The 22,729-nt window shown below is 61.6% G+C and carries 20 protein-coding genes and 1 pseudogene; 8 read left to right on the forward strand and 13 right to left on the reverse strand.

The genetic code is table 11. The features are described from left to right. Positions 1-41 precede the first annotated feature (41 nt). From AC0NIE_RS08645 to AC0NIE_RS08655, 3 genes are all read right to left on the reverse strand, one after another. The gene (locus AC0NIE_RS08645; protein ID WP_473489285.1) at positions 42-1,124 is read right to left on the reverse strand and encodes an ABC transporter ATP-binding protein; all 1,083 of its coding nucleotides are present in this window, start codon (positions 1,122-1,124) and stop codon (positions 42-44) included. After that, on the reverse strand, positions 1,121-2,707 hold the full coding sequence (locus AC0NIE_RS08650; protein ID WP_473489284.1) for an ABC transporter permease: 1,587 nt from the start codon (positions 2,705-2,707) through the stop codon (positions 1,121-1,123). Before AC0NIE_RS08650 ends, AC0NIE_RS08645 begins: the two co-directional genes overlap by 4 nt. Positions 2,708-2,883: 176 nt before the next feature. Then, entirely contained in the window at positions 2,884-3,891 is a 1,008-nt protein-coding gene (locus tag AC0NIE_RS08655) for an iron ABC transporter substrate-binding protein (protein WP_473489283.1), read from the reverse strand. Between the two features lie 208 nt (positions 3,892-4,099). On the opposite strand from AC0NIE_RS08655, the gene AC0NIE_RS08660 reads away from it, so the two are divergent. Together AC0NIE_RS08660 and AC0NIE_RS08665 are read left to right on the forward strand one after the other, a co-directional pair. Next, on the forward strand, positions 4,100-4,651 hold the full coding sequence (locus AC0NIE_RS08660; RefSeq protein WP_473489282.1) for a sigma-70 family RNA polymerase sigma factor: 552 nt from the start codon (positions 4,100-4,102) through the stop codon (positions 4,649-4,651). A 1-nt stretch (position 4,652) separates the two neighbouring features. Then, positions 4,653-5,291 (forward strand): NrsF family protein, encoded by a 639-nt coding sequence (locus tag AC0NIE_RS08665; RefSeq protein ID WP_473489281.1) that lies wholly within the window; start codon positions 4,653-4,655, stop codon positions 5,289-5,291. 162 nt (positions 5,292-5,453) lie between these two features. Here AC0NIE_RS08665 and AC0NIE_RS08670 read toward each other — a convergent pair whose 3' ends face one another. After that, positions 5,454-7,250 carry an adenylate/guanylate cyclase domain-containing protein gene (locus AC0NIE_RS08670; RefSeq protein ID WP_473489280.1) on the reverse strand — a complete coding sequence of 599 codons (1,797 nt, stop codon included), beginning with the start codon at positions 7,248-7,250 and terminating at the stop codon, positions 5,454-5,456. A 229-nt stretch (positions 7,251-7,479) separates the two neighbouring features. Then, the gene (locus tag AC0NIE_RS08675) at positions 7,480-7,998 is read right to left on the reverse strand and encodes a histidine phosphatase family protein (RefSeq protein WP_473489279.1); all 519 of its coding nucleotides are present in this window, start codon (positions 7,996-7,998) and stop codon (positions 7,480-7,482) included. Positions 7,999-8,331: 333 nt separating this feature from the next. Here AC0NIE_RS08675 and AC0NIE_RS08680 point away from each other — a divergent pair. The 5 genes and pseudogenes from AC0NIE_RS08680 to AC0NIE_RS08700 all read left to right on the forward strand — a co-directional run. After that, positions 8,332-8,640: pseudogene (locus AC0NIE_RS08680) on the forward strand (site-specific integrase); the annotation flags it as partial. 87 nt (positions 8,641-8,727) lie between these two features. Then, entirely contained in the window at positions 8,728-9,489 is a 762-nt protein-coding gene (locus AC0NIE_RS08685) for a Tll0287-like domain-containing protein (RefSeq protein WP_473489291.1), read from the forward strand. Next, entirely contained in the window at positions 9,486-12,218 is a 2,733-nt protein-coding gene (locus tag AC0NIE_RS08690) for a hybrid sensor histidine kinase/response regulator (protein ID WP_473489278.1), read from the forward strand. Before AC0NIE_RS08685 ends, AC0NIE_RS08690 begins: the two co-directional genes overlap by 4 nt. Positions 12,219-12,267: 49 nt before the next feature. Continuing rightward, on the forward strand, positions 12,268-12,639 hold the full coding sequence (locus AC0NIE_RS08695; protein WP_473489277.1) for a response regulator: 372 nt from the start codon (positions 12,268-12,270) through the stop codon (positions 12,637-12,639). A 25-nt stretch (positions 12,640-12,664) separates the two neighbouring features. Further along, a complete protein-coding gene (locus AC0NIE_RS08700) occupies positions 12,665-14,227 on the forward strand; it encodes an adenylate/guanylate cyclase domain-containing protein (RefSeq protein WP_473489276.1) in 1,563 nt (520 codons plus the stop codon). A 690-nt stretch (positions 14,228-14,917) separates the two neighbouring features. On the opposite strand, the gene AC0NIE_RS08705 is transcribed toward AC0NIE_RS08700, so the two are convergent. The 7 genes from AC0NIE_RS08705 to AC0NIE_RS08735 form a co-directional block, all read right to left on the reverse strand. After that, positions 14,918-15,796 (reverse strand): 3-hydroxybutyryl-CoA dehydrogenase, encoded by an 879-nt coding sequence (locus tag AC0NIE_RS08705; RefSeq protein ID WP_292192597.1) that lies wholly within the window; start codon positions 15,794-15,796, stop codon positions 14,918-14,920. Positions 15,797-15,913: 117 nt separating this feature from the next. After that, on the reverse strand, positions 15,914-16,843 hold the full coding sequence (locus AC0NIE_RS08710; protein WP_473489275.1) for an electron transfer flavoprotein subunit alpha/FixB family protein: 930 nt from the start codon (positions 16,841-16,843) through the stop codon (positions 15,914-15,916). 157 nt (positions 16,844-17,000) lie between these two features. After that, positions 17,001-17,750 (reverse strand): electron transfer flavoprotein subunit beta/FixA family protein, encoded by a 750-nt coding sequence (locus AC0NIE_RS08715; RefSeq protein ID WP_473489274.1) that lies wholly within the window; start codon positions 17,748-17,750, stop codon positions 17,001-17,003. A gap of 311 nt (positions 17,751-18,061) precedes the next feature. After that, on the reverse strand, positions 18,062-18,862 hold the full coding sequence (locus AC0NIE_RS08720; RefSeq protein ID WP_473489273.1) for a rhomboid family intramembrane serine protease: 801 nt from the start codon (positions 18,860-18,862) through the stop codon (positions 18,062-18,064). A gap of 25 nt (positions 18,863-18,887) precedes the next feature. Then, the gene (locus AC0NIE_RS08725; RefSeq protein WP_473489272.1) at positions 18,888-19,469 is read right to left on the reverse strand and encodes a cob(I)yrinic acid a,c-diamide adenosyltransferase; all 582 of its coding nucleotides are present in this window, start codon (positions 19,467-19,469) and stop codon (positions 18,888-18,890) included. A gap of 28 nt (positions 19,470-19,497) precedes the next feature. Further along, entirely contained in the window at positions 19,498-19,689 is a 192-nt protein-coding gene (locus tag AC0NIE_RS08730) for a twin transmembrane helix small protein (RefSeq protein WP_123149186.1), read from the reverse strand. Between the two features lie 23 nt (positions 19,690-19,712). Further along, entirely contained in the window at positions 19,713-20,579 is an 867-nt protein-coding gene (locus AC0NIE_RS08735; protein WP_123149185.1) for an SDR family oxidoreductase, read from the reverse strand. A 57-nt stretch (positions 20,580-20,636) separates the two neighbouring features. Between AC0NIE_RS08735 and AC0NIE_RS08740 the strand changes: the two genes are divergently transcribed. After that, entirely contained in the window at positions 20,637-21,488 is an 852-nt protein-coding gene (locus AC0NIE_RS08740) for a YihY/virulence factor BrkB family protein (protein WP_473489271.1), read from the forward strand. Positions 21,489-21,558: 70 nt separating this feature from the next. Here the strand turns inward: AC0NIE_RS08740 and AC0NIE_RS08745 are convergent, their stop codons facing one another. Further along, positions 21,559-22,434, reverse strand: coding sequence for a DMT family transporter (locus tag AC0NIE_RS08745; RefSeq protein WP_473489270.1), 876 nt, complete (start codon positions 22,432-22,434; stop codon positions 21,559-21,561). Between the last annotated feature and the right edge of the window lie 295 nt (positions 22,435-22,729).

Here is a 22,729-nt window from a genome sequence, read left to right on the forward strand (position 1 = left end):
CTGCCGTCCTGGCCAGCGAACCGCGAGCGGCGCAAGACCGTTCAGGCAAACACATGCGCCTTGCCCGACACCGTCAGCCGGACGATTTCGCCAACCACCGGTGTGTCCATGCCCGGCTTGCGCAGGATCAATGGCGTGTTGCCGATCGCGGCTGCGTCCGGCGGATCGGGACTGTTCAAGAGCCGCACCGCGATGGTGCACATCGAACCGGCGAATTCGGATTCCGTCACTTCGCCGAACAGCATGTCCGGCGTGCCCGACATGCCTTCGCGCGATGTCCGTTTCAACAGCACCTGTTCCGGCCGCAGCATGATGCGGACGACATCGCGCCGTTCGGTGCTGTCGACGGCGATGCGGCCGAGCGGCGAGCTGGCGAAACCGTCCGCGATCTTGGCCGGCAGGATGATGGCATCGCCGAGGAATTCGGCGACCATCCTGTCCTTCGGCTTGAGATAGAGCTCGCGCGGCGTGCCGACCTGCGAAAATACCCCGTCACGCATCACCGCGACCTGGCTGGCAAAGGACAGCGCCTCGGCCTGGTCGTGGGTGACCAGGATCGTGGTGATGCCGGCGGTCTCCAGAAGCTCGGCCACCGCCTTGCGCATAGAGGCGCGCAGACCGGTGTCGAGCGCCGAGAACGGTTCGTCGAGCAGCATCAGCCGCGGCTTCATGGCCATGGCGCGGGCCAGCGCCACACGCTGCTGCTGGCCGCCGGAGAGCTCGTGCGGCCGTCGTTTCAGGATCGCCTTGTCGAGCCCGACGATATAGGCGAGTTCGACGATGCGCTCGGTGCGCTTGTCCTCGTGATGTCGCATGCCGAAGCCGATATTGGCGGCGATGCTCAGATGCGGGAACAGGGCGCCGTCCTGCGCCACCACGCCGATGCCCCGCCGATATGCGGGCACGGCGGCGCCGCCATTGGCCAGCACCTCGCCGTCGAGCACGATGCGGCCCTGGTCCGGCGCCTCAAAGCCGGCGATCAGCCGCAGCAAGGTCGTCTTGCCGCAGCCGGACGGCCCGACGATTGCGGTGCGGCTGCCGCTGTCCACGCTGAGATCGACACCGGCCAGTGCAGCCACCGGGCCGTAGTGCTTGTGCACATCGGTGAGTTCGAGGAAGCTCATCGTCCGGCCATCCGCTTCGACTGGACATAGAGCAGCCAGGTCAGGGGCAGCGACATCGCCACCATGATCAGGGCGTAAGGTGCGGCGGACGCATAGTCGATCTCGCCGCTGTGCGCCCAGAACGCCATCGCCAGCGTCCGGGTGCCGTTGGGCGCCAGCATCTGCGTGGCGGTCAATTCGTTCATGATGCCGAGCGCCACCAGCGCCATGCCTGCCGCGGCACCCGGCGCCGACAGGCGGATCGTCGTCGACCACAGCGCCTTGAGCGGTGACCGGCCGAGACTGGCGGCGGCGCGTTCGAGCTCGACCGGCGCCTGCGCGATCGACGCCCGCAGGCTGATCAGGGCCCGCGGCAGGAACATCAGCGCATAGGCAACAAGGATCGTGAACAGGGTCTGGTAGAGCGGTAGAGCGATGCGCACGGTGATGGTGACCAGCGCCAGCGCCACGACGACGCCGGGCAGCGAGCCGACGATGTAGTTGCAGCCCTCCAGAAGCCGCTGCAGCGGCCCCGGCGCGCGGATCGAGATCCAGGCCATCGGCATGGCGGCGATGGTGGCGAGCAGGGCACCGGCGAGCGCCAGGAACAGGGTCTGGCCGAGCGCCAGGCCGATCTCATCGAGGCGCCAGACATCGGCACCGCCGGCCACAAGCCAGCGGCTGATGGTGACGAACGGCACGCCCAGCGCCAGCAGGGTGATGACGACCGGCAGAGCCAAGCACGGGATCGTGGCGCGGCCGAGCCTTGTGCGTTGCTGCTGCCGCGCAGCGCCCGAGCCGACGCGGGCATAGCGCTCCTCGCCGCGCACCAGCACTTCGATCCCGAGCAGCACGAAACAGCATGTCACCAGCACCGCAGCCAGCATGTTGGCGGCGGGGCCGTTGAAGGTCGATTGGAACTGGTCGACGATCGCCGTTGTGAAGGTATCGAAGCGGATGAACACGTAGAGGCCGTATTCGGCCAGGAGATGCAGGCCGACCAGCAGCGAGCCGCCGCAGATGGCGAGCCTGAGCTGCGGCAGCACCACGCGCCGGAACACGCGCCACGGCCCAAGGCCGACGGCTGCTGCGGCGTCTTCGAGGGCAGGATCGAGCCGGCGCAAAGCTGCCGCCACCGGCAGATAGAGGAGCGGGAAATAGGCGACGACGGAAACCAGAACGCCGGCCCACAGGCCGTGCAGTCCCGGCACCAGGGTGATCCAGGCATAGCTGTGGACGAAGGCAGGAATGGCGAGCGGCGCCACCGACAGCCAGGCCCACAGGCGGGCACCGGGAAGACTGCTGCGTTCGGTCAGCCAGGCCAGCGCCACCGAGAGCACGATGCAGATCGGTACGGCCAGCACCACCAAAAGCAGGGTGTTGGCCAGCAGCTCGCCGACGCGCGGCCGGAACACCAGTGCCGATACGGTTTCCCAGCCGGTCTGCACGGCAATCCAGATGATGAAGGCGAGCGGCAGCAGGGAGAAAAGTGAGACCAGGATGGCGGCGAGCGAAATCCAGGATATCGGCCGCCGGCGCGTCCATTGCCCAGCCGCCACGCCGGTCGGCAAGCCTGAACGTGCAAGATCGGCCCCAGACTGCATCAGCTCAGACGCCGCGCCGCTGCCGCCCAGTGGCGGAAACGGTCGAAGGGCCGCAAAAATGGCCAAAAACACAGCTTGTCGTCATCGACGAATGCCATCTTGAAAAACAGAGCGCTCCTGCGGAAAGCGAATTCCCGCAGGAGCGCAGTCGGTTGCCCTTTTAGGACGAACGCTGACTAAAGCAAGCCGGCTGCCGTCATCAGATCGGTCACCTTCTTGGAGTTCAGCGTCGTCGCGTCGACCTTCGGCGCCTGCAGATCGGCCAGCGGCACCAGCGCCGGATTGGAATCCGCGCCCTTGCCGACGGCGTATTCGAAGGAATTGCCGGTCTTCAGCACGTCCTGACCACCCTTGCCGGTCACCCATTTCAGGAAGGCCTGGGCCTCCTTCGGGTGCTTGCTGGAGGCCAGCACGCCACCGCCGGAAACCGAGACGAACGCGCCCGGATCCTGGTTCTTGAAATAGTGGAGCCCGACGTTCTTGCTGTTCTCGCCGGTCTTGGCCTGGTCGCCGTAGTAGTAATAGTGATAGATCACGCCGCCTTCGATCTCGCCGGCATTGACCGCCTTCATCACCGTGCTGTTGCCTTTGTAGGCGGTGAAATTCTCCTTCATCGCCTTCAGCCAGTCGGCCGTCGCGGCCTCACCCTTGAGCTGCAAAAGGGCGCTGACGATCGCCTGGAAATCGGCGCCGGACGGCGAAGCGGCCCAGCGTCCCTTCCAGCTCGGATCGGCGAGTTCAAGCAGCGACTTGGGCAACTGCTCGGCGGTCAGCTTGGTCTTGTCATAAACGAAGACGGTGCTGCGCGCGGCGATGCCCACCCATTTGCCGCTGACCGGCTGATACTCCTTGGGAACCTGCGCCTGCGTGTCGGCGTCGACCGGCGCGAACAGGCCGGCGGATTCTACCAGCACCATGGCGGGAGAGTTTTCCGTCAGGAACACGTCGGCCGGCGAGGCGGCGCCTTCGGCGACGATCTGGTTGGAGAAATCGCTGTCGCCGCCGTGGCGAACGGTGACCTTGATGCCGGTTTCCTTGGTGAAACCTTCCACCCAGGCATTGGTCAGGCTCTCGTGCTGGGCATTGTAGACGACGATGCCGCCGTCCTGGGCCATCGCCGGGCCGGCGATCAGGCTGATTGCAAGCGCCGTGGCACCGGCAAGGGCGGAAAGAGCATATTTCATGGACGTCATCCCTCTCGATCTCGATGGTCTTTGATTTAGAATGGCTGCACCTATCAATTCCTGACCGGTGTAGTCAACATTGATGAACGGCGCAATCGGGCGCCGGAGGTGAAACCTTCGTGATATTCCCCATACTTTGGCTTGGACATTATTTCGCCGGCCACGTAACAAATCAGCGCCGAGGTGCGAATATCGGGAGTGAACTCTTGTGACCGGCAAGGACGAAGCCGAGCTTTCCCGGCTGATGCGGGCCGCGATCGCGGGAGATGAAAGGGCTTACGCCGACTTTCTTCACCGGACGGCTGCTCTCGTTCGCGGCTTTATCAGGCGCAAGATCGTTCAGGGCGGGGTCGATCCCGAGGATGTCGTGCAGGAAACCTTGCTGGCCATTCATGTGAAACGGCATACCTGGCGCCAGGATTTACCTGTGCTGCCCTGGGTCTACGCCATAGCGCGTTTCAAGCTGATCGACGCCTTTCGGCGGCGCGGGCGGCGCATCGAGATCGAGATCGACGAGATCGCCGAGACCTTCGCCGAACCGGAGGCCGAAGCGGTCAGCGAGCGCGACATCAATCGGGCGTTGGACGGCCTGCCGCCGTCGCAGCGTTCCGTGGTTTCGTCGGTGTCGGTCGAAGGCCGTTCCATTGGTGAAACGGCAGCGAAGTTCGGCATCAGCGAGACGGCGGTGCGCGTGTCGCTGCATCGTGGGCTCGCAGCGATTGCCAAACGGTTCGGGGCCAAACAATTCGGGCGGGAATGACATGAGGACCGACGATCTCATCAAGGCGCTCGACGCCGATGCCCGCAGTACGGCGATGCCGCTTGGCTCGGCCTGGTGGATAGGCGCCGGTGCGGCTACGCTGATCGCGGCGGTCGTGTTCTGGCTGGCGATCGGCCCACGCACCGACATCGCCACCGCCATGCATACGATGCGCTTCCTTGCCAAGTTCGTCTTCACGATGGCTCTGGCCGTCTGCGCCTTCGCCTTGATCCGCGCCCTGTCGACACCCGGTGCATCGACGGGCAGGGCGGCGGCCTGGATGATTGCCGCACCGCTGCTGGTGGCCGTGGCGGTGGTGCTGGAACTCCTTTTTGTGCCTGCGGCCGACTGGGGCACGCGGCTGGTCGGCAGCAACATGGTTGTCTGCCTGACGTTCATTCCGCTGATCGGCATCGGTCCGCTTGCCATCTTCCTCGCGGTGCTGCGCTATGGCGCCCCGACGCGGCCGGTGCTTGCCGGAACGGTGGCGGGCCTGCTCGCCGGTGGGCTGGCGGCAACTTTCTATGCCGCGCACTGCTTCGACGACTCGCCGCTTTTCGTCGCCACCTGGTACACGATCGCCATTGCCATCCTCGCCGGGCTCGGCGCGCTCGGCGGGCGGCTTTTTGTGCGCTGGTAACGACGGCCCGCGATCGGAGACCATGATGCTCTAAGGTCAAAACTCATTCATTCTGAACGACCTAGTTCGACCCCAAGCGGAAGTTTCGCTCGCCCGTGCCGAATTCACGCCCTTGACCCGAAGGCACCTTCGTAGTGTCGGGCCAGAAGGTCTGAAAAGGGATCAACTCGCCTCTAATCTGAAAACGTTTGTCGCCTGGTGCCGACCGCGCAATATATGCTCGCCGATGGGTTGCGCCGAGCATTCGGGTCCCGCAGATCGCAGCACGGCGTCGCTGACCAGAATGACCGCTTCGTCTTCGTCGGTCATGCATTTTTTGGCGACATCCTCGATGCGTTGCGCGGTGTTCACGATGTCTCCGACCAGCGTATAGTTGATGCGCCCTGGAGCCCCGATATTTCCCACCATCGCCGGGCCGGCATGGATACCTATCCGGATTCTCGCGGGCGGCAGCCCAAGCCCTCGTCGGCGCCGATTGTCGCCAATGATCGCAGTGGCGATCGCGCGCGCTGCACGACAGGCACGGGCTGAATGATCCAGCTGCAATTCAGGCGCTCCCCAAAATGCCATCAGCGAGTCGCCGATGTACTTGTCTATGGTGCCGCCTTCCGCCTCCACGCAGGCGGCGAGCAGCCTGAAATGGTCATTGAGGAACGTCGCCGCATCGGACGCCGATAGCCGTTCGGCAAAGCTCGTGAAGTCGACAATGTCGGTGAACAGCACCGTGACTTCCCGCTCTACAAGTGCTGACGCCTGTTCGCCCTGCGCCATCAGCTGCTTGACTAGGCGTCGCGGCACATAGGTCTCGAACCAGTGCAAGGTCGCAATGAGCGCGTTATAGGCTCGGATCGCCTCGTCCAGTTCGCGAAGATGACTGCCAGCGAGCGGGCGGGCAGAAGTGAGATCGAGCGTACGAATTGCAGACGTTGCGCGTGCCAGACGCAATATCGGCTTTCCAATCGCATAGCCGACCAGCCAGGCGCCAGCGACCGCCACAAGGACCGCCCCGAGCCCTAGCCAGGCCGCGTGTTCAAGTCTGCGGACTTCGCTGCCAATCTCGTCGAGCGGCAGGTAGCGGCCTACCACCCAAGGCTGGTCGCTGTATCCTGTGATGTCGCGATAAATGAAGACATAGGGCGCGCGATCAACGGTCACGACGTGGCTTTTCGAAGAACCTACGAAGGCGGCTGCGCCCAAATCGGGATTTGGACTCCAGATCGAGGCCAACACCGGATCCCCGATCTCGGTCACTTCCGGAAGGAGTTTATCGCGCTTGAACAGCTGAGGATTGTGCGCAAGTGCTGCATGAGCGAGGACGTGGTTGCGGCCGAGAAGAATGAACGCGCCGACGTCTGATCCGGCGGGCGATTCGGCGAGAAAACGTGACAGCTCCGAAACCGTAACCGCGGTTAATAAAATCCCGAGAAAGGAACCCTCATGCCACAGAGGGGTACGAACGTTGACGAGAGGCTGGTTCAACCGTTCACTCCACAGAAGCTCTTCCCAGACAGGGTGACCTGCGCGTCGCGCCATCTCGAACGCTTCGTCCAGGCCGGGCACGGTTTGCATGTCGATCTTTCGCAAAACGACATCGTCGCCATGGCGTTCGGCGCGCAATTGCTTCAAATCGGTGCGAATGACGGCTAGCGCGGCGACCTGTGGAATACCTGCGAGTGCCGCCCGAAGTTGGCCCAATGAGGCAGCTTCATCTTGCGGGTCGAGATCGCCATCGCGGAAAAGCCTGGCCAGGAATTCGGACTGGTCGCGGGCTGGATCGAGGTGCAATCGAGTCCGTTCCACAATCGTGTCGATAATTCGCTCACTGCGGTCGCGGACGAGAGCGATAGTGTTCTGGCGGCCGCTTTCCAATGCGAGGATGAGCGCGGCGGCGGTCACTGCGATGATGACACCAAACGTGAAAGCCAGCGCAGCGCGTATCGAGACGCGGCGCGGATGCAACGACGATGCTTCCTCACTGCTATTGGATCGAGCCTTTGCGACGCCTGCCGATCTCGTCCCGGGAAACAACTTCCCGGCCAGAACCATTCGCAATTTCGGACCGACAATGGACATCTGACGATCAGCGAGCCGCGAGCAAGAGAAAGGGCGGGCTGTAGTCCGGGACACAACCTCCCGTTAGGTCGCTCGCTTGATGGGTTGAAGCGCTCAGCTTCAATTCTCAGTAGTGTCAGTAGTGGAGGTGCAGCACGATCGGCGCCTGCTCTTCCTTCGGGACGACTACGAACAAATTGTCATATGCACTTCGTTCGATCTTTACTTCCTCAGGATATCCGAGCGCCTTGAGAATCTCTGGAATGGTACTCCAATGCCCAACGACAAGCACTCTGTCTCTGCCGTTCTGTGAGCGAAGTAGACGGACCAAGCCGTCGCTGTCCTCATACGAATGAACACGAATTTCGAGTCCACGGGTTTTCGCGAGTGGCTCTGCCGTCTCAACGGTACGCGTGGCTTGCGTGGCATAGATAGCGGTAACGCCGGCGTCTTTTAGTCGCTCAGCCAGCATCTTTGCCCTTTGTCGTCCGGACTCCGACAGCGGGGTTTCGTCGAGAATCTCATCCAGGTTCAGTGTTGATGGCGGATCACTGTGCCGAACGACATAAATCACCTCCTGCGCACTGACTGGATGGGGCAATACGAGGAAGCCGGCAGCTAACCCGACCAGAAAACGGATGGCCCTAGCTCCCATGACCGTTGCTCCCTGCGTCCGGCTCTCCCAGACGACCCCCAATGGTAACATGCAAGGCACGTTGCAGATAGCCAGTGGTTCCGCACGAGGAGGCGACCGGAGTGTTCGGCAGCCGCCCAGCAGGCGACTACAATGGGACCCAAAACGGCCGTAAGCAGACGGGTATGCTAAACGTCCGTTCATGGCGCGACCGCGTCCATTGACCAAGCTGCTGCCTGCGTCTGACAATCCTATAACCCCTCGAGCGAACGTGCGCGAGGCTCTATGTTCGTTCTAGGATTGTCTGCTCGCGTCGAGCGCTGTGGCTGCGGAGGGCGGCATGGGAGAAGAACCATGTCCAGCTGGAATAGAGGCCACCTTGTTGGTCAGAAGCCACCCCTCAAGCCGCGCGAAGTCTGGAGCATCCGAACACGACTGCAGGTGTCAGGCGCAGAACGGGATCTGGCACTATTCAATCTCGCCATCGACAGCAAGCTTCGAGGTTGCGACCTGGTCACCGTGACGGTCGGCGATGTCGCGCTCTCCGGTGCTGTCCGCGATCGCGCGGTGATCGTTCAGAGGAAGACGGGGCGCCCGGTGCAGTTCGAGATCACGGAGCAGACCCGCGCCGCCGTCAACGCTTGGATAGCCCGTCGCGGCCTTAAAGGGACTTGCGCATGGCGTTTGTCGCTACGCTATCGGCCTGCGTTGTGCTATACTTTTTCTTTGGCTTCTTTCGACGGGATGGAGATGTTCGCCCTGTCAACCTTGACGCGGAGAAGCATTGGCGTTGCTCTTGTCGGTTGCGCGTTCCTCGCGCCGGCTGCCATGGGAGCGGGAGATACTGAAGATGTCGCGATGGGAATCCGCCTTGCGGAATTGCTTCGCGCTGGGCGAAGCGTTGTCTCCAACTATCAGACACTAATCAACGATCCCGCACTTGGCGACAAGCACCTCGACAGCGAGCGGTTTGCGAGCGAGGCCATCGCCGTTTACTCAAAAAACACCGGCCAAGCCCCGTTTTCCGGCGAATTGACCAATCGCGACCGGCGTCTGCTTGAGGCCCAGATTGGGGCTATGCGGGAGGTGGTGGACGAGCGCCAAGATGACATCAACCGCGCTGGGATCGGGTTCAAGGGCTTCGTGCCGGCCGTTTTCGCGCGTCTGTTGAATGAGAAATTCGCCGCCAAGGTTGGCAACGAAGCTCTGGTGCGCGTGACTGCGCCCGAGCAACTCGTGCGCAACCGCAAATCTCTTCCGGACGCTTGGGAAGCCAGCATCATCGTAAGCGTCTTTTCAGATCCGAAGAGAGCAAAAGGCGAAGCCTACACGGATGTGACCGAGGTGGAGGGACGCCCGGCATTTCGAATGCTCCTGCCCGAATACTATACGGAGTCGTGCCTTTCCTGCCACGGCGAGCCGAAGGGCGAGATCGACATAACTGGATATCCCAAGGAGGGCGGAAAAGCCGGCGATCTGGGGGGCGCAATCAGCATCGTCTTGTTCAAATGAGCGTCCTGGAACAGACACCCCACGAGGTGGAAGCCATACCGGCGCCGTCGAAATCCCTGGGACGTCGCCTTGCCAGTCTGCCGATCGCGGCGCGCGTAGCTGCACTGACAGCGGCCGGCCTCATTAGTCTCATCGTATCTTCCATCCTTCTCACGCAGGCGCTTTATCGCAGTGCCGACCGCACCGCAGACACTAAGGCATTGTTCGATCTCGCGGCGACTGCGGCTGCGGCGCACGTGACCTTTGGCGAATTGCGATACTGGCTCACCGATTTGTCGGTCAGCTTGCTAATGAACTCCCAGCGGAATGCCGAGCAGGCGCGTGAGCGACTGCTGGACCAACTGGACGGCCTTTCGAAATCATCCCCCGATGCAGTGAGGGAAATCCGTGTCGAGATCGATGACTACGTAAAAAGGGCACTAGAGGCGGCGGACAGCTATACTCAGGATAACCGCATCATTGGAAACGCTCTCCTGGCCGAGGCGCGAACCCACAGCACGAATGTCGATGCCGCCCTTAACAAACTTGTCGAGCAAGTGAGCGCCGAGGCAGAAGCTGCTCGCAACGAGGCTGTAAGGCTAGCCCAGAAAACCGCGACTACCGCTGCCATTCTGGTGGTCATCGTGCTGTTGATTGGGTCGCTTCTTACAATCCTTGTTCTTCGCTCGATCGTTAGCCCGTTACGGCGGCTGAACCGGGTCATCGGCGAACTGACGCAAGGACGCTACGATATTGAAATACCGATTGAGGGAGGCGACGAACTCGGCGCAATGTCGCGGACGCTTCGACTTTTTCGCGCGGGCGCGATTGAAAAGAAACGACTGGAAGACGAGGCGGAGCAGCAAAGACGGACGATCGCAGCGGCGCTTGAGGCAATTTCTGACGGATTTGTCCTATTCGATCCGCAGGACAGGGTCATCCTGGCCAACAGCAAATTTTGCGAATTCTTCCCTGACCATGCGCGAGCTTCTCTTCCTGGGCAAAGCTTCCAAGAAATCTTGGAGCAACGCCTGGCGGGCGGGCAAGTCGACCTTGCGGGCGCGTCGCCGGAGGAGTGGATTGCCCAGCGGTTACACATCCACAAGGATCCGGCGGGCTTCGTCGGTGAGGATCGCTTCGGCGACAGATGGGTTCGCGTAAGCAGGCGAAAAACGCCTGACGGCGGCGCGGTCGCCGTTTACACCGACATCACGGAATTGAAACAGAGACAAGACGAACTCGAGCGCGCCAAGAGCCGTGCTGAATCGACGAATGAAGCCAAGAGCCGCTTCGTCGCATCCGTCAGCCACGAACTGCGTACGCCGCTGAACGCGATTATTGGCTACAGCGAGATGCTGATCGAAGATGCGAGCGACCAGCACATGGTGGAATTCGTTCCGGAACTGGAGAAGATCGCCGCGGCTGGTCGCCATCTCCTGGCGCTCATCAACGACATCCTCGACTTGTCGAAGATCGAGGCGAACAAGATGGAAATTTTCTTGGAAACGTTCGACGTCGCCGATTTGATGCGCGACGTCCAGGCCACAGTCGCGCCTCTGATGGCGAAAAACCGAAACGGTTTCGTACTGGACCTCGAGGACGACCTCGGGAAAATGCATTCGGACCAGACGAAGTTGCGTCAGAACCTGTTTAACCTGCTCAGCAACGCCGCCAAGTTTACCGAAGGGGGACGTGTAACACTCACGGTGCGTCGCGACCGGCGACCAAACGGCGATTGGCTGATATTCAAAGTGTCCGACACCGGGATCGGGATGACGCCGGAGCAGCAGGAACGGCTCTTCGACGCTTTCACGCAGGCGGACGCATCCACCACTCGCAACTATGGCGGAACGGGGCTTGGCCTCAGCATAACCCGGAGTTTTAGCCGAATGATCGGCGGCGTTGTAAAGGTCGAGAGCGAACTCGGAAAAGGCTCGACCTTCACAATGGAGATTCCAGCCGAGTTCAAAAAAGAATCTAGCGAGCAACACCCCTCCGAAGCTGTGCCGTTGCCGCCACGAGACAAGGCGGTTCTGATCATAGATGATGAACCAGCCGCCCGAACCGTCATCGCCAGCGCCTTGGCGGAGGCGGGACTGGCATCGTTCGAAGCAGCAAGCGGCGAGGAAGGAATAGCCGCTGCTCGAGCGCATCGCCCCGCGGCGATCATTCTCGACATCATCATGCCGCATCAGGACGGCTGGTCAGTGCTGCGATCTCTGAAGAACGATAGGGAGCTTTGCGAGATTCCTGTGATCCTTGCGACGATACTTGCAGATCGCGAACTCGGCCTCTCACTCGGGGCGGTTGAATACCTGACGAAGCCGATCGACACCGAGAAGCTGATTCAAACAATTGAGGCTTGCGGCGGTGGCAACCGTGATGTGCTTGTAATTGATGACGACCAAGCCTCCCGCGATTTCCTTCGGCGTATCCTGATCAAGAAGGATTGGCGGGTCCACGAGGCAAGCGACGGGGTGCGCGGCCTTGGCCTGATGAAACGGTTGTTGCCGCGCCTGGTGGTGCTTGATCTGTTGATGCCCGAAATGGACGGGTTTCAGACATTGAGTGAGATGCAGCAGACGCCCGAACTGCAGAACATTCCGGTGGTCGTAGTTACCTCGAAAGATCTGTCGATGAACGAGCTCGAATGGCTCCGCGATAGGGCGGTTGCCGTTGTGACCAAGGGCGCGAACAGCAGGTCTCAATTGGTCAAGGCGCTCGAACGCCAGATTTCCGCGGCCGAGTAGGTTGGCCCGGCATCTCAGGTCGTTGACCCATCGTTAGAAGAGGCCGAAGATGACGAGAATCCTTCTGGTGGAAGACAACGAAATGAATCGCGACATGCTCTCGCGGCGGTTGTCGCGGCGTGGGTTCGAAGTGCTTATTGCGGAAAACGGACAATCCGGCGTGGAACTAACCATTTCGGAAAGACCGGATCTGATCCTTATGGATATGAGCCTGCCCGTGATGGACGGATGGGAGGCGACACGGCGGATCAAGGCTGATCCAGCCACCTCGGGGATCCCTATAATCGCGCTTTCTGCGCATGCTATGACCAGCGATCGGGAATTGGCGCTTGAGGCCGGCTGCGATGACTACGACAGCAAGCCGGTGGACCTGCCGAGGCTTGTCCAGAAAATCGAACAATTGCTTGCCACAAATCCGTGAGCCGCCGAGTCGGCGGATTGGAGATATGACTGCCAACGAGTTCCAACGCCACGCAATAGCCGCCCATCTGGCGCAGACGCTTGCTGGACCAGCACGGGCAATCTCGGGATTTCAGGAACTGCTGCTAGAACAGGTGCAGAACCACAGTCTGGTGCACATCACTCCAGATCTTGAGAGGGTCGGCGCCGCTGCCCGGCAATTGAACAGCCTCATCGACAGCTTGATCCATGGCAAAGCCGACTATCCGGACCATGCAGGGCGCGAGATCGAGGCGAAACTGCGCCACGATTTGCGAACACCACTCAACGCGATTATCGGCTACTCCGAAATGATCCTTGAAGAAGCCGAAGAATTGCACGAACACGCATTGGACGAAGATGTCAGGGTGATGCTCGCGGCTGCGGCCGAGCTGTTGGCGCATGTCGATGCAATTGCCGGCCTATCGCGCGCCAGCGACAACGAAGGGCTGTGGACGACGGATCAGGCAGAGATTGATGCAGCAGGGCTCGAAAGGGCGCTGGGCAAGACGGAGCGCGATGCATTCTCAGGACGCAACGGTAGAATACTTGTCGTCGACGACATCGGCAGTAACCGCGATCTTCTCTCGCGCCGCTTGCTGCACGACGGTCATCAGGTAGTCACTGCCGAGTCAGGCCTGTCCGCGCTGACCCGCCTTGCGGAATATGAATTCGACCTTGTTCTGTTGGACATACTGATGCCGGACATGAACGGCATCGAGGTGCTCTCGCGATTGAAAGCTGAGCGCCGGTGGCGGCACATCCCGGTCATTATGATATCGGGGCTGAACGAAGTCGACGCCGTGGTCCGCTGCATCGAGGCGGGAGCCGACGACTACTTGCTTAAACCGTTCAATCCGGTCCTGCTGCGCGCCCGGATCAACTCCAGTCTGGAGAAGAAGCGTTGGCGCGACCGCGAGCACCAGTATCTTCAGCGGATCGAGGCGGAAAAGCGGCGGGCCGACTCGCTTCTACATGCCGTCCTGCCCGGTCAAATCGTTGCGCGGCTGCAAGGGGGCGAGGAGATCATTGCGGACCGGTTCGAGGAAGTGACCATCCTTTTTGCCGATATTGTCGGATTCTCGCCTATCGCAGCGAAATTGCCGGCATCCGACCTTATCAAGCGCCTCGACCGGATGTTCAGCATGTTCGACGCGCTGGCGGAGAAGCATTGCGTGGAGAAGATCAAGACAATCGGAGACGCGTATATGGCCGCTTGTGGTCTTCCGGAGCCGGCGGCCGATCACGCCGACAGGACCGTGGCCCTGGGAAAATCCATGCTGGACTCGTTGAGGCTCTTGGCGTCGGGCAGCGATAGTTTTCGCGTCCGAATCGGCGTACACACCGGACCGGTGATCGCCGGTCTGATCGGCCGACATCGGTTCGTCTATGATGTCTGGGGTGAAACCGTGAACATCGCAAGCCGGCTCGAGTCCCAGGGCGTAGCCGACCGCATGCAAATCTCGGAGGCAACCAGACGCGCTCTGCACGCCTCTTGGGAGCTAGAACCGCGCTGCACTGTGGAACTGAGAGGCGTCGGCACGATGGAAACCTATCTCGTTCGACACTGATGTCTGATTCCCTCAGGATATTCCGCAAAGCGACGCGTAAGCGAGTAGCTTACGGCACCGGCGTTGAGAGGCTATTACTACCATAGCAATCGCGAATCGAAGAGCAGATTAACCAGCGTCCGTGTCATCATCAGCATGACTGGGTTAGGCTCGGCGGACTTGGCTAAGACCACCCGTTCCATCCATATCGAATTTAGTTATGGGTTGCTGGCGAGACTGGAGGCCTATGTCGAGACGGGTATTCTACCGCGGCACCATACGTCCGGAACGTGTCCGAGACGCGACCTCCATAGCGATGGCCGCGTAAGTCCGATTATGGCGCTGCCTGCTCGTTCCGATTGGCGAGGCGGAGGGCAGAAAACCACCCATCTCGGCCATTGGCGGCAACCCGCTGATTGAGTTTTGACCCTAAAGCGGAATGCGTTTGGATTGAACCGGGCTCTATCTCTTTGTTTTAGCCGCATTTGTGCGACGCCAAGTTATTCCACTTGGCTGCAAAATGCTCGACGTGAAACGCTCTGCCGGGCTGGTTTAAGCCAAATCCATCGGGCTTCGGCGGTCGGCGAGCAAACGGGCAAGGATCGGCCTGATGCGGTCTTCGATCAGCGGCCAAGAAGCTGTCGACGGAACAGCCGCATGGTCTTCACTCAGCGCGACCGCGCGCGATGGTCCGTTGGCTCGTATCGCCAGTCAGCGCGTCGGAACGGGATGCTCGCCGCGATAGTCGTAGAAGCCGCGTCCGGTCTTGCGGCCGAGCCAGCCGGCCTCGACATATTTCACCAGCAGCGGGCAGGGGCGGTATTTCGAATCCGACAAACCGTCATGCAGCACCTGCATGATCGACAGGCAGGTGTCGAGGCCGATGAAATCGGCAAGCTGCAGCGGTCCCATCGGATGGTTGGCGCCGAGCCGCATGGCGGTGTCGATCGCGTCGACCGAGCCGACCCCCTCATAGAGCGTGTAGATCGCTTCGTTGATCATCGGCAGCAGGATCCGGTTGACGATGAAGGCCGGAAAATCCTCCGAGACGGTGATCGTCTTGTCGAGATGGTTCACATAGGCCTTTGCCGCTTCGAAGGTCTGGTCCTCGGTGGCGATGCCGCGCACCAGTTCGACCAGCTTCATCACTGGAACCGGATTCATGAAATGAATGCCGATGAAACGCTCCGGCCTGTCGGTCTGCGCGGCGAGACGTGTGATCGAGATCGACGAGGTGTTCGTCGCCAGGATGGCTTCGGGATTGAGCTGCGGGCAGAGCTGGGCGTAGATCTTGCGCTTGACCGTCTCGTCCTCGGTCGCCGCTTCAATCACCAGATCGGCACCCGCAAGATCGGCCATGGTGGGCGCTGCCGAAATGCGCGCCATCGCCTCGTTGCGCAGCTTTTCCTCGAGTTTGCCGGAGCCGACCTGGCGGGCCATGTTGCCGCTGATCGTGGCGATGCCCTTTTCGATGCGGTCGGGTGAGATGTCGTAGACCAGCACCTTGTAGCCCGCAAGCGCGGACACATGCGCAATGCCGCCGCCCATCTGGCCCGCGCCGATGATGCCGATCGTCTCGATCTTGTTCATTACACCGATCCCGTCAAAAGGCCTTTGCGGCCTGCTTTTTGTGCGGTGCAAACTAAAAGGGCGGGGCGACTTCGTCTACCCCGCGCTTCACAATTTAATACGCTTTGCCAGAAGGCGTCAAAGCGCCTTTTGCAGCTCCGGCAGAATGACGAAAAGGTCGCCGACGAGGCCGTAGTCGGCGACCTGGAAGATCGGCGCTTCCTCGTCCTTGTTGATGGCGACGATGACCTTCGAATCCTTCATGCCGGCAAGATGCTGGATGGCACCGGAGATGCCGACGGCGATGTAGAGATCGGGTGCGACCACCTTGCCGGTCTGGCCGACCTGCCAGTCGTTCGGCGCGTAGCCGGCGTCGACGGCGGCACGCGAGGCGCCGACGGCCGCACCGAGCTTGTCGGCGATCGGCAGGATGACTTCCTGGAATTTCTCCGAAGAGCCCAGCGCGCGGCCGCCCGAGATGATGATCTTGGCCGAAGTCAGCTCAGGACGATCGGTCTCGGAAAGCTTGTTCTCGACGAAGCTCGACAGGCCGGGATTGGCCGCCGCCTGAATCGTCTCGACCGGAGCGGAACCGCCCTCGGGTGCGGCCTGGAAGGAGGCGGTGCGCACGGTGATGACCTTCTTGGCGTCGCTCGACTGCACCGTCTGGAGGGCGTTGCCGGCATAGATCGGCCGCTTGAAGGTGTCTGATGACACCACTTCGATGATCTCCGACACCTGCGCGACATCGAGCAGGGCTGCCACGCGCGGCGCGACATTCTTGCCCGACGAGGTCGCCGGCGCGATGATCGTGTCATAGGCGCCGGCGAGGCCGACGACGAGCGCCGCCAGCGGCTCGGCGAGACGCTCGGTGAGTTCGTCGGCTTCGGCGAGCAGCACTTTGCTCACGCCCTTGAGCCTGGCGGCGGCGTCGGCTGCCGGCTTGGCGCCCTTGCCGGCGACCAGCACATGCACGTCCGAACCGATCTGCAGTGCCGCCGAAAGCGCCTTGGCGGTCTGGTCGGAAAGCGTTTCATTGTCGTGTTCGGCAATCAGAAGAATAGCCATTATGATATCCCTGACTTTCCTTTTCGAGACTCCCTGAAATCCGGTCAGGCCGAGTCGAAAACGGTTGGTTTCGAGAACCGGAGCGGAGCGTACTTCAGTACGTGAGCACCGGAAGCGGAGAAACCGGCCGTTTGCAGGCCGGCCTCATCGGATTTCCTTAGAGCACGCCGGCTTCGTTCTTGAGCTTGTCGACCAACTCGGCGACGCTCTTGACCTTGACGCCCGCCTTGCGGCCGCTCGGCTCTTCGGTCTTGAGCACTTTCAGGCGCGGCTTGACGTCGGCGCCGTAGTCGGCGGGCGATTTCTCGTCGAGCGGCTTCTTCTTGGCCTTCATAATGTTGGGCAGCGAGGCATAGCGCGGCTGGTTGAGGCGAAGATCCGCGGTGACAATCGCCGGCATCTTCAGCTCCACCGTCTGCAGGCCGCCATCGACCTCGCGCGTCACCTTGGCCTTGTCGCCATCGATCACGACCTTGGAAGCAAAAGTACCTTGCGCCCAGCCGAGAAGTGCGGCCAGCATCTGGCCGGTCTGGTTGGAATCGTCGTCGATCGCCTGCTTGCCGAGAATGACGAGACCGGGCTTTTCCGCCTCGACGACGCCCTTCAGCACCTTGGCGACACCCAGCGGCTCCGTCTGCTCGTCGGTCTTGACCAGGATGGCGCGGTCGGCGCCCATGGCGAGTGCGGTGCGCAAGGTCTCCTGCGCCTGCTGCGGTCCGATCGAGACAACGATGATCTCCTCTGCCTTGCCGGCTTCCTTCAGCCGGATCGCCTCCTCGACCGCGATCTCATCGAACGGGTTCATCGCCATCTTGACGTTGGCGAGTTCCACCGCCGAACCGTCAGCTTTCACACGAACCTTCACATTCGCATCCACAACCCGCTTCACGGGCACAAGGATCTTCATTTGCCTGTCACCTCTTTCACGATAGCCACCTCTTTCAAGATAGTCGGGCGCGCTATAGCAGTGTGCGCCTCTTCAGAGTTGTCGAAAGCCGACATTCCGGACGGAATTCTGGTCTCCGACCGCCTAAAGCGCGTCGCGTTTGACCGGCCACACGCGACGCGCTTTAGGTTGTTGTTTTATGCATCTCGTTATCGCAAAACCGCTGCACACTTTTGCGCGACATGCATTGTGGGAAAGCTTCCGTAGTTGCGGCGACCCCGCACGTCAATATCCGGGCGCGCCCAAATCATCCGCGACGCACTCAAATCGGTTCAGTCCGGACTGGAGGCGCTTCCCCGGCCCCAGCGCGGCGCCGGCTGCGCTAGCGGGTCGCTTGCCGTGGGCTCTGCAGCAGCGGGTGCCGGTCCGACGACCAACGTGGTTTCTTCCTCAGCACCGGCAAGCAGTGGTACGGCGCGGTTGCGCAAGACGAGCACCAGCACGGCCCCGGCGATGATGCCGCCGACATGGCAGGCCCAGGAAATCTGATCCTCGCCGCCGGCGGCGAACATCACGATCTGGAACAGGATCCAAAGGATGAGCGGGATGAAGGCCGGGATGCGCAGTGGGATGCGGGCGAAGGCCAGCACCCATACCTTCACCCTGGGGTAGAGGATCAGATAGGCGGCGACCACGCCGGCGATGGCGCCTGACGCGCCGATCAGCGGAACCTGCGAGTCCCACGCGATCAGGCCCTGGAAGAAGGCGCCGGCAATGGCGCAAAGCAGATAAAAGATGAGAAAGCGGACATGGCCGAGCGCGTCCTCGACATTGTCGCCGAACACCCAGAGGAACAGCATGTTGCCGCCGAGGTGGAAAATATCAGCATGCAGGAAGGAATAGGTGACGTAGCTCAGGCTCTCCGGAATGACGACAAACTGCGGAGCCAGTTCGACGCTGTCGTGGACGACCGACGGAATGAAGCCGAGGCCCAGCACAGCGGCGTTGGTGAACTGCTCGCCGCCAAGCGCGGTGGCGAAGTAGATGAGCGTGTTGAACGCGATCAGGCCGATCGTCACATATTGCAGCTTGATGTGGCGCAGCCGGTTGGTGTCATAAAGCGGGATGAACATCGGACCCCCTCCCGCCTCGGCAGATTCAGCGGTTCTTGCCGGGAACCCATAGCACGTCGGCGTTTCCATTGTCATTGACTGCGCGCGCGGCGACGAACAGAAAGTCCGATACGCGGTTGATGTATCTTATCGCCTCGCGGTTGACTTGCTCGCCTGGGTCCTGCGTCAAAGCCACCATGATGCGCTCGGCCCGCCGTGCAACCGTGCGGGCGAGGTGAAGGGCAGCGGCCGCCGGCGTGCCGCCGTTGAGCACGAAGGATTTGAGCGGCTGCAGGTCCTTGTTGAGCAGGTCGATGTCCGTTTCGACACGGTCGGTCTGCGCAGCGGTGATGCGCAGCGGCTCATAGTCGAGCGGCTTGCCGTCGTCCGGCACGGCCAGATCGGCGCCGAGGTCGAAAAGGTCGTTCTGGATGCGGCCGAGCATCGCATCGATCGCCGGATATGTTGCTGCGGTGTGGATGCGTGCCATGCCGATGCAGGCATTGGCTTCGTCGATCGTGCCATAGGCGTCGATGCGCAGATCGGATTTCAGCCGCCGTTCACCGGTGCCGAGGCCGGTGGTGCCGTCGTCGCCGGTGCGGGTATAGATCTTGTTGAGCTTGACCACGCTCTGCCTCCCGAACTCGCCACCCTCGTCACTTGCGGGTGAAATACACCGCCAGCATGATCAGCACCAATGCCACGAACTGCAGCAGCACGCGCGTCTGCATCAGCTTGTTGGAGGTCATGCCGGAGCCGCCGCGCATCATGTTGACGAGGCCGCGGATCAGCACGATCACCACGGCGACCATGACGAGGACAGCGAGGATGTTGAAGACGGTTGCCATAGTGTGTTTCCAGTCGATTGCGTTCAGGCGCGTTTGGCAAGCAGGCGGTAGAGCATTGATGCCGGCAGCATGCGTTTGAGGATAACGCCGATCCTGGCCGGCACCGTTACCACATAATGCGGATGCGGGCGCCGCGACAGAAGCGCATGGCGCAAGGCCGCATGAACCACCTCCGGCCCAGGCTTCAGCCGTGACGTGCTGCCGCCGGCCTGCAGCCGTTGCAGCTGCGCCTCGTAGGCGCGGCGGTGGACGGAATTCTCACGGTCGATATTCCTGAGAAACCACACAAGGCCGTTGCTGGCGATCTTCGATGTCACCGGCCCCGGCTCGATCAGCGAGACATGGATGCCGCTGCCCTGAAGTTCCTGCTGCATGCACAGCATCAGCCCTTCGATCGCGTGCTTCGACGCCGAATAGGCGCCGCGAAAGGGCAGCGGCGCCAGGCCGAGGATCGAGGAGCAGTGGACAAGACGGCCATGGCCCTGGCGCCGCATCACCGGGACGACGCGGCGGGTAAGGTCATGCCAGCCAAAGACATTCGCCTCGAATTGCTCCCTGAGTGCTGCCACCGGCAGGTCCTCGACGGCGCCGGGCTGTGCGTAAGCGCCGTTGTTGAACAGGGCATCGAGCCGTCCGCCCGTCCGCTCCAGCACTGACGCCACCAGCGTCTCGATGGATCCGGTCTCGCGGTAGTCCAGATAGAAGGCCTCGATACCATCGACCTCGAGGGCGGCGATATCCTCCGGCTTGCGTGCCGTCGCGAACACCCGCCAGCCTTCCGCCTTCAGCGCCCGGGTGCAATAGGCGCCTATCCCGGAAGAAGCTCCGGTGACGATGATGGTGCGCAACTCTCCTCCAGGAGGAGGCGTGCTTTGACCTAGGCTTGCCATTTGCCGCAATCCCTTCCCATATTCTCGGCGTCGAGACAATCGAAGGGAACGCGGTTCGTGTTGCGGAAGATCGTAGCCGTCAAACGCGTGCTCTATGACGCGTTCGGCCATTTCGATGCAGACGATGGCTGGGCGATGGCCAGTCATCTGGCGATCACGGCGCTGATGGCGCTTTTCCCCTTTCTGATTTTCGCCACGACGCTGGCCAGCTTCCTCGGCGCACAGGCTTTTGCCGACACCGCCGTGCATCTCGTCTTCGACACCTGGCCCGAGCAAATCGCCAAGCCGATCGCGCGCGAAGTGCTCAACGTGCTCACCGTGCAGCGCACCGACTTGTTGACCTATGGCGTGCTGCTTGCCGCCTTCTTCGCCTCGAACGGCATCGAGGCGCTGCGCACCTCGCTCAACCGCGCCTACCGCGTTTCCGAAACGCGCGGCATCATCTATCGCCGGGTGCAGAGCATCGTCTTCGTGCTGATCGCCACGGCAGGTTTTCTGGTGATCAGCGTGCTCGTGGTTTTCGCGCCCTTACTGGGGCGGCTGGCCGAGGCCAATTTCGAATGGATAAAGCCCTATATGGGCACGATCACGCTGTGGCGTTACATCATCGCCTCCGTCGTCATCGTCGGCGGGCTGTTCGCAGTGCATTACTGGCTGCCTGCGGGCAAGCGCCGCTTCGTCTCGATCATACCGGGCATCATCTTCACGCTGATTGCCTGGCTCATCGGGTCGACAATCTTCGCCGCCTATCTCGACCGTTTCTCGTCCTATGTGACGACCTATGCCGGCCTTGCCTCGATCATGGTCGCGGTCGTCTTCCTCTACATCGTCTCGGCGATCTTCATCCTCGGCGGTGAGCTCAACGCCGCGATCAGCCGCTATCTGGAGGCACGCGCCCGGGTTGGCTGATTCTTATTTGAGCATGATCTTCTCCGAAAACCGGTTCCCACTTTTTGCTTCGCTGATCTTCGGTTCGGGATCATGCTTTGGTCGGCTGAGCGGTTGCCAGCCCGACGCCGAGCGTCGCGATCGCCATGCCGACGATCTGGATCAGGGTCAACTTTTCGCCGAATAGTATCCAGGCGATGACCGCGGTGACCGCCGGGACCAGATAGAACAGCGAAGCGACTTTCGACATCTCGCCGTCGCGGATCATCACCATCAACAGGAAGATGGCGCCGATCGACAGCACCAGCACCAGCCATGCCATGGCGAAGATCAGCTCGCCGTTGACGACGACCGTTCGCGTCTCGAAGGCGAGCGAGGCCAGGGCCATCACCGACGCGCCGCCGACATATTGCCATTTGGTGGCCGCCACGAGATCGCCGCCGGAGGCGAAGCGCTTCTGCCAGATCGTGCCGGCGCTCATGCCGAGCACCGAGACAAGCGAGGCGGCCAGCGTCTCGGCCGTCACGCCGCCGCCGAGCGCACCGAGCTTCGGCCAGAGCACGATGACCACGCCGGCAAGTCCTACGGCGAGACCGGCCCAATGGCGCGGCAGGATGGCCTCGCCGAGAAACCGGCCGGCCATCACCGCCGTGATCAGCGGCTGCAGCCCGACGATCAAGGCCGAAAGCCCGGCCGGCATGCCTCGATGGATGGCCCAGAACACGCCGCCGAGATAGACGCCATGCATCAGGATGCCGGCGCCGGTCGCGTGCAGCGCTTCCGCGCGGGTCGCCCGCCTGGAACCGAGTGCTGCCATCAAGGCGGCCAACAGGACGGCTGCCAGAACGAAGCGCGCGGCCAGGAAGGTGAAAGGCTCGGCCCACGGCATGGCGTAACGCGCGCCAATGAAGCCGGTCGCCCACAGGACCACGAAAGAGGCGGGGATGAACCGCTTGATGTTGTGCATTTTCGGGGGGCTGCCGCGTGTTCGGTGATGGGTTGAGTGTCGCGACTGCTGTAATGCGGTTCAACCCGGCAAGCAAAACCAAACGGTTGATCCATAGGCTCATCCGAATTGAAGGAGGCGCTGGTCAGGGAGGTTTCAAGACCAAAGCATGATCCAGTTCCTCTGCACAGAGGATTTGGTTCTTAGACTGAGCCTGAAAGCGACTGTGGACGGTCGCTGTCGGCCGGCCTCCAGCCGCCATCCCTGACGCTGGCGATTAGCCGTAAGCCCCCGCGCCTTCGTCATCCTAGGGCGG

The organism is Mesorhizobium sp. WSM4842 (assembly GCF_055901575.1).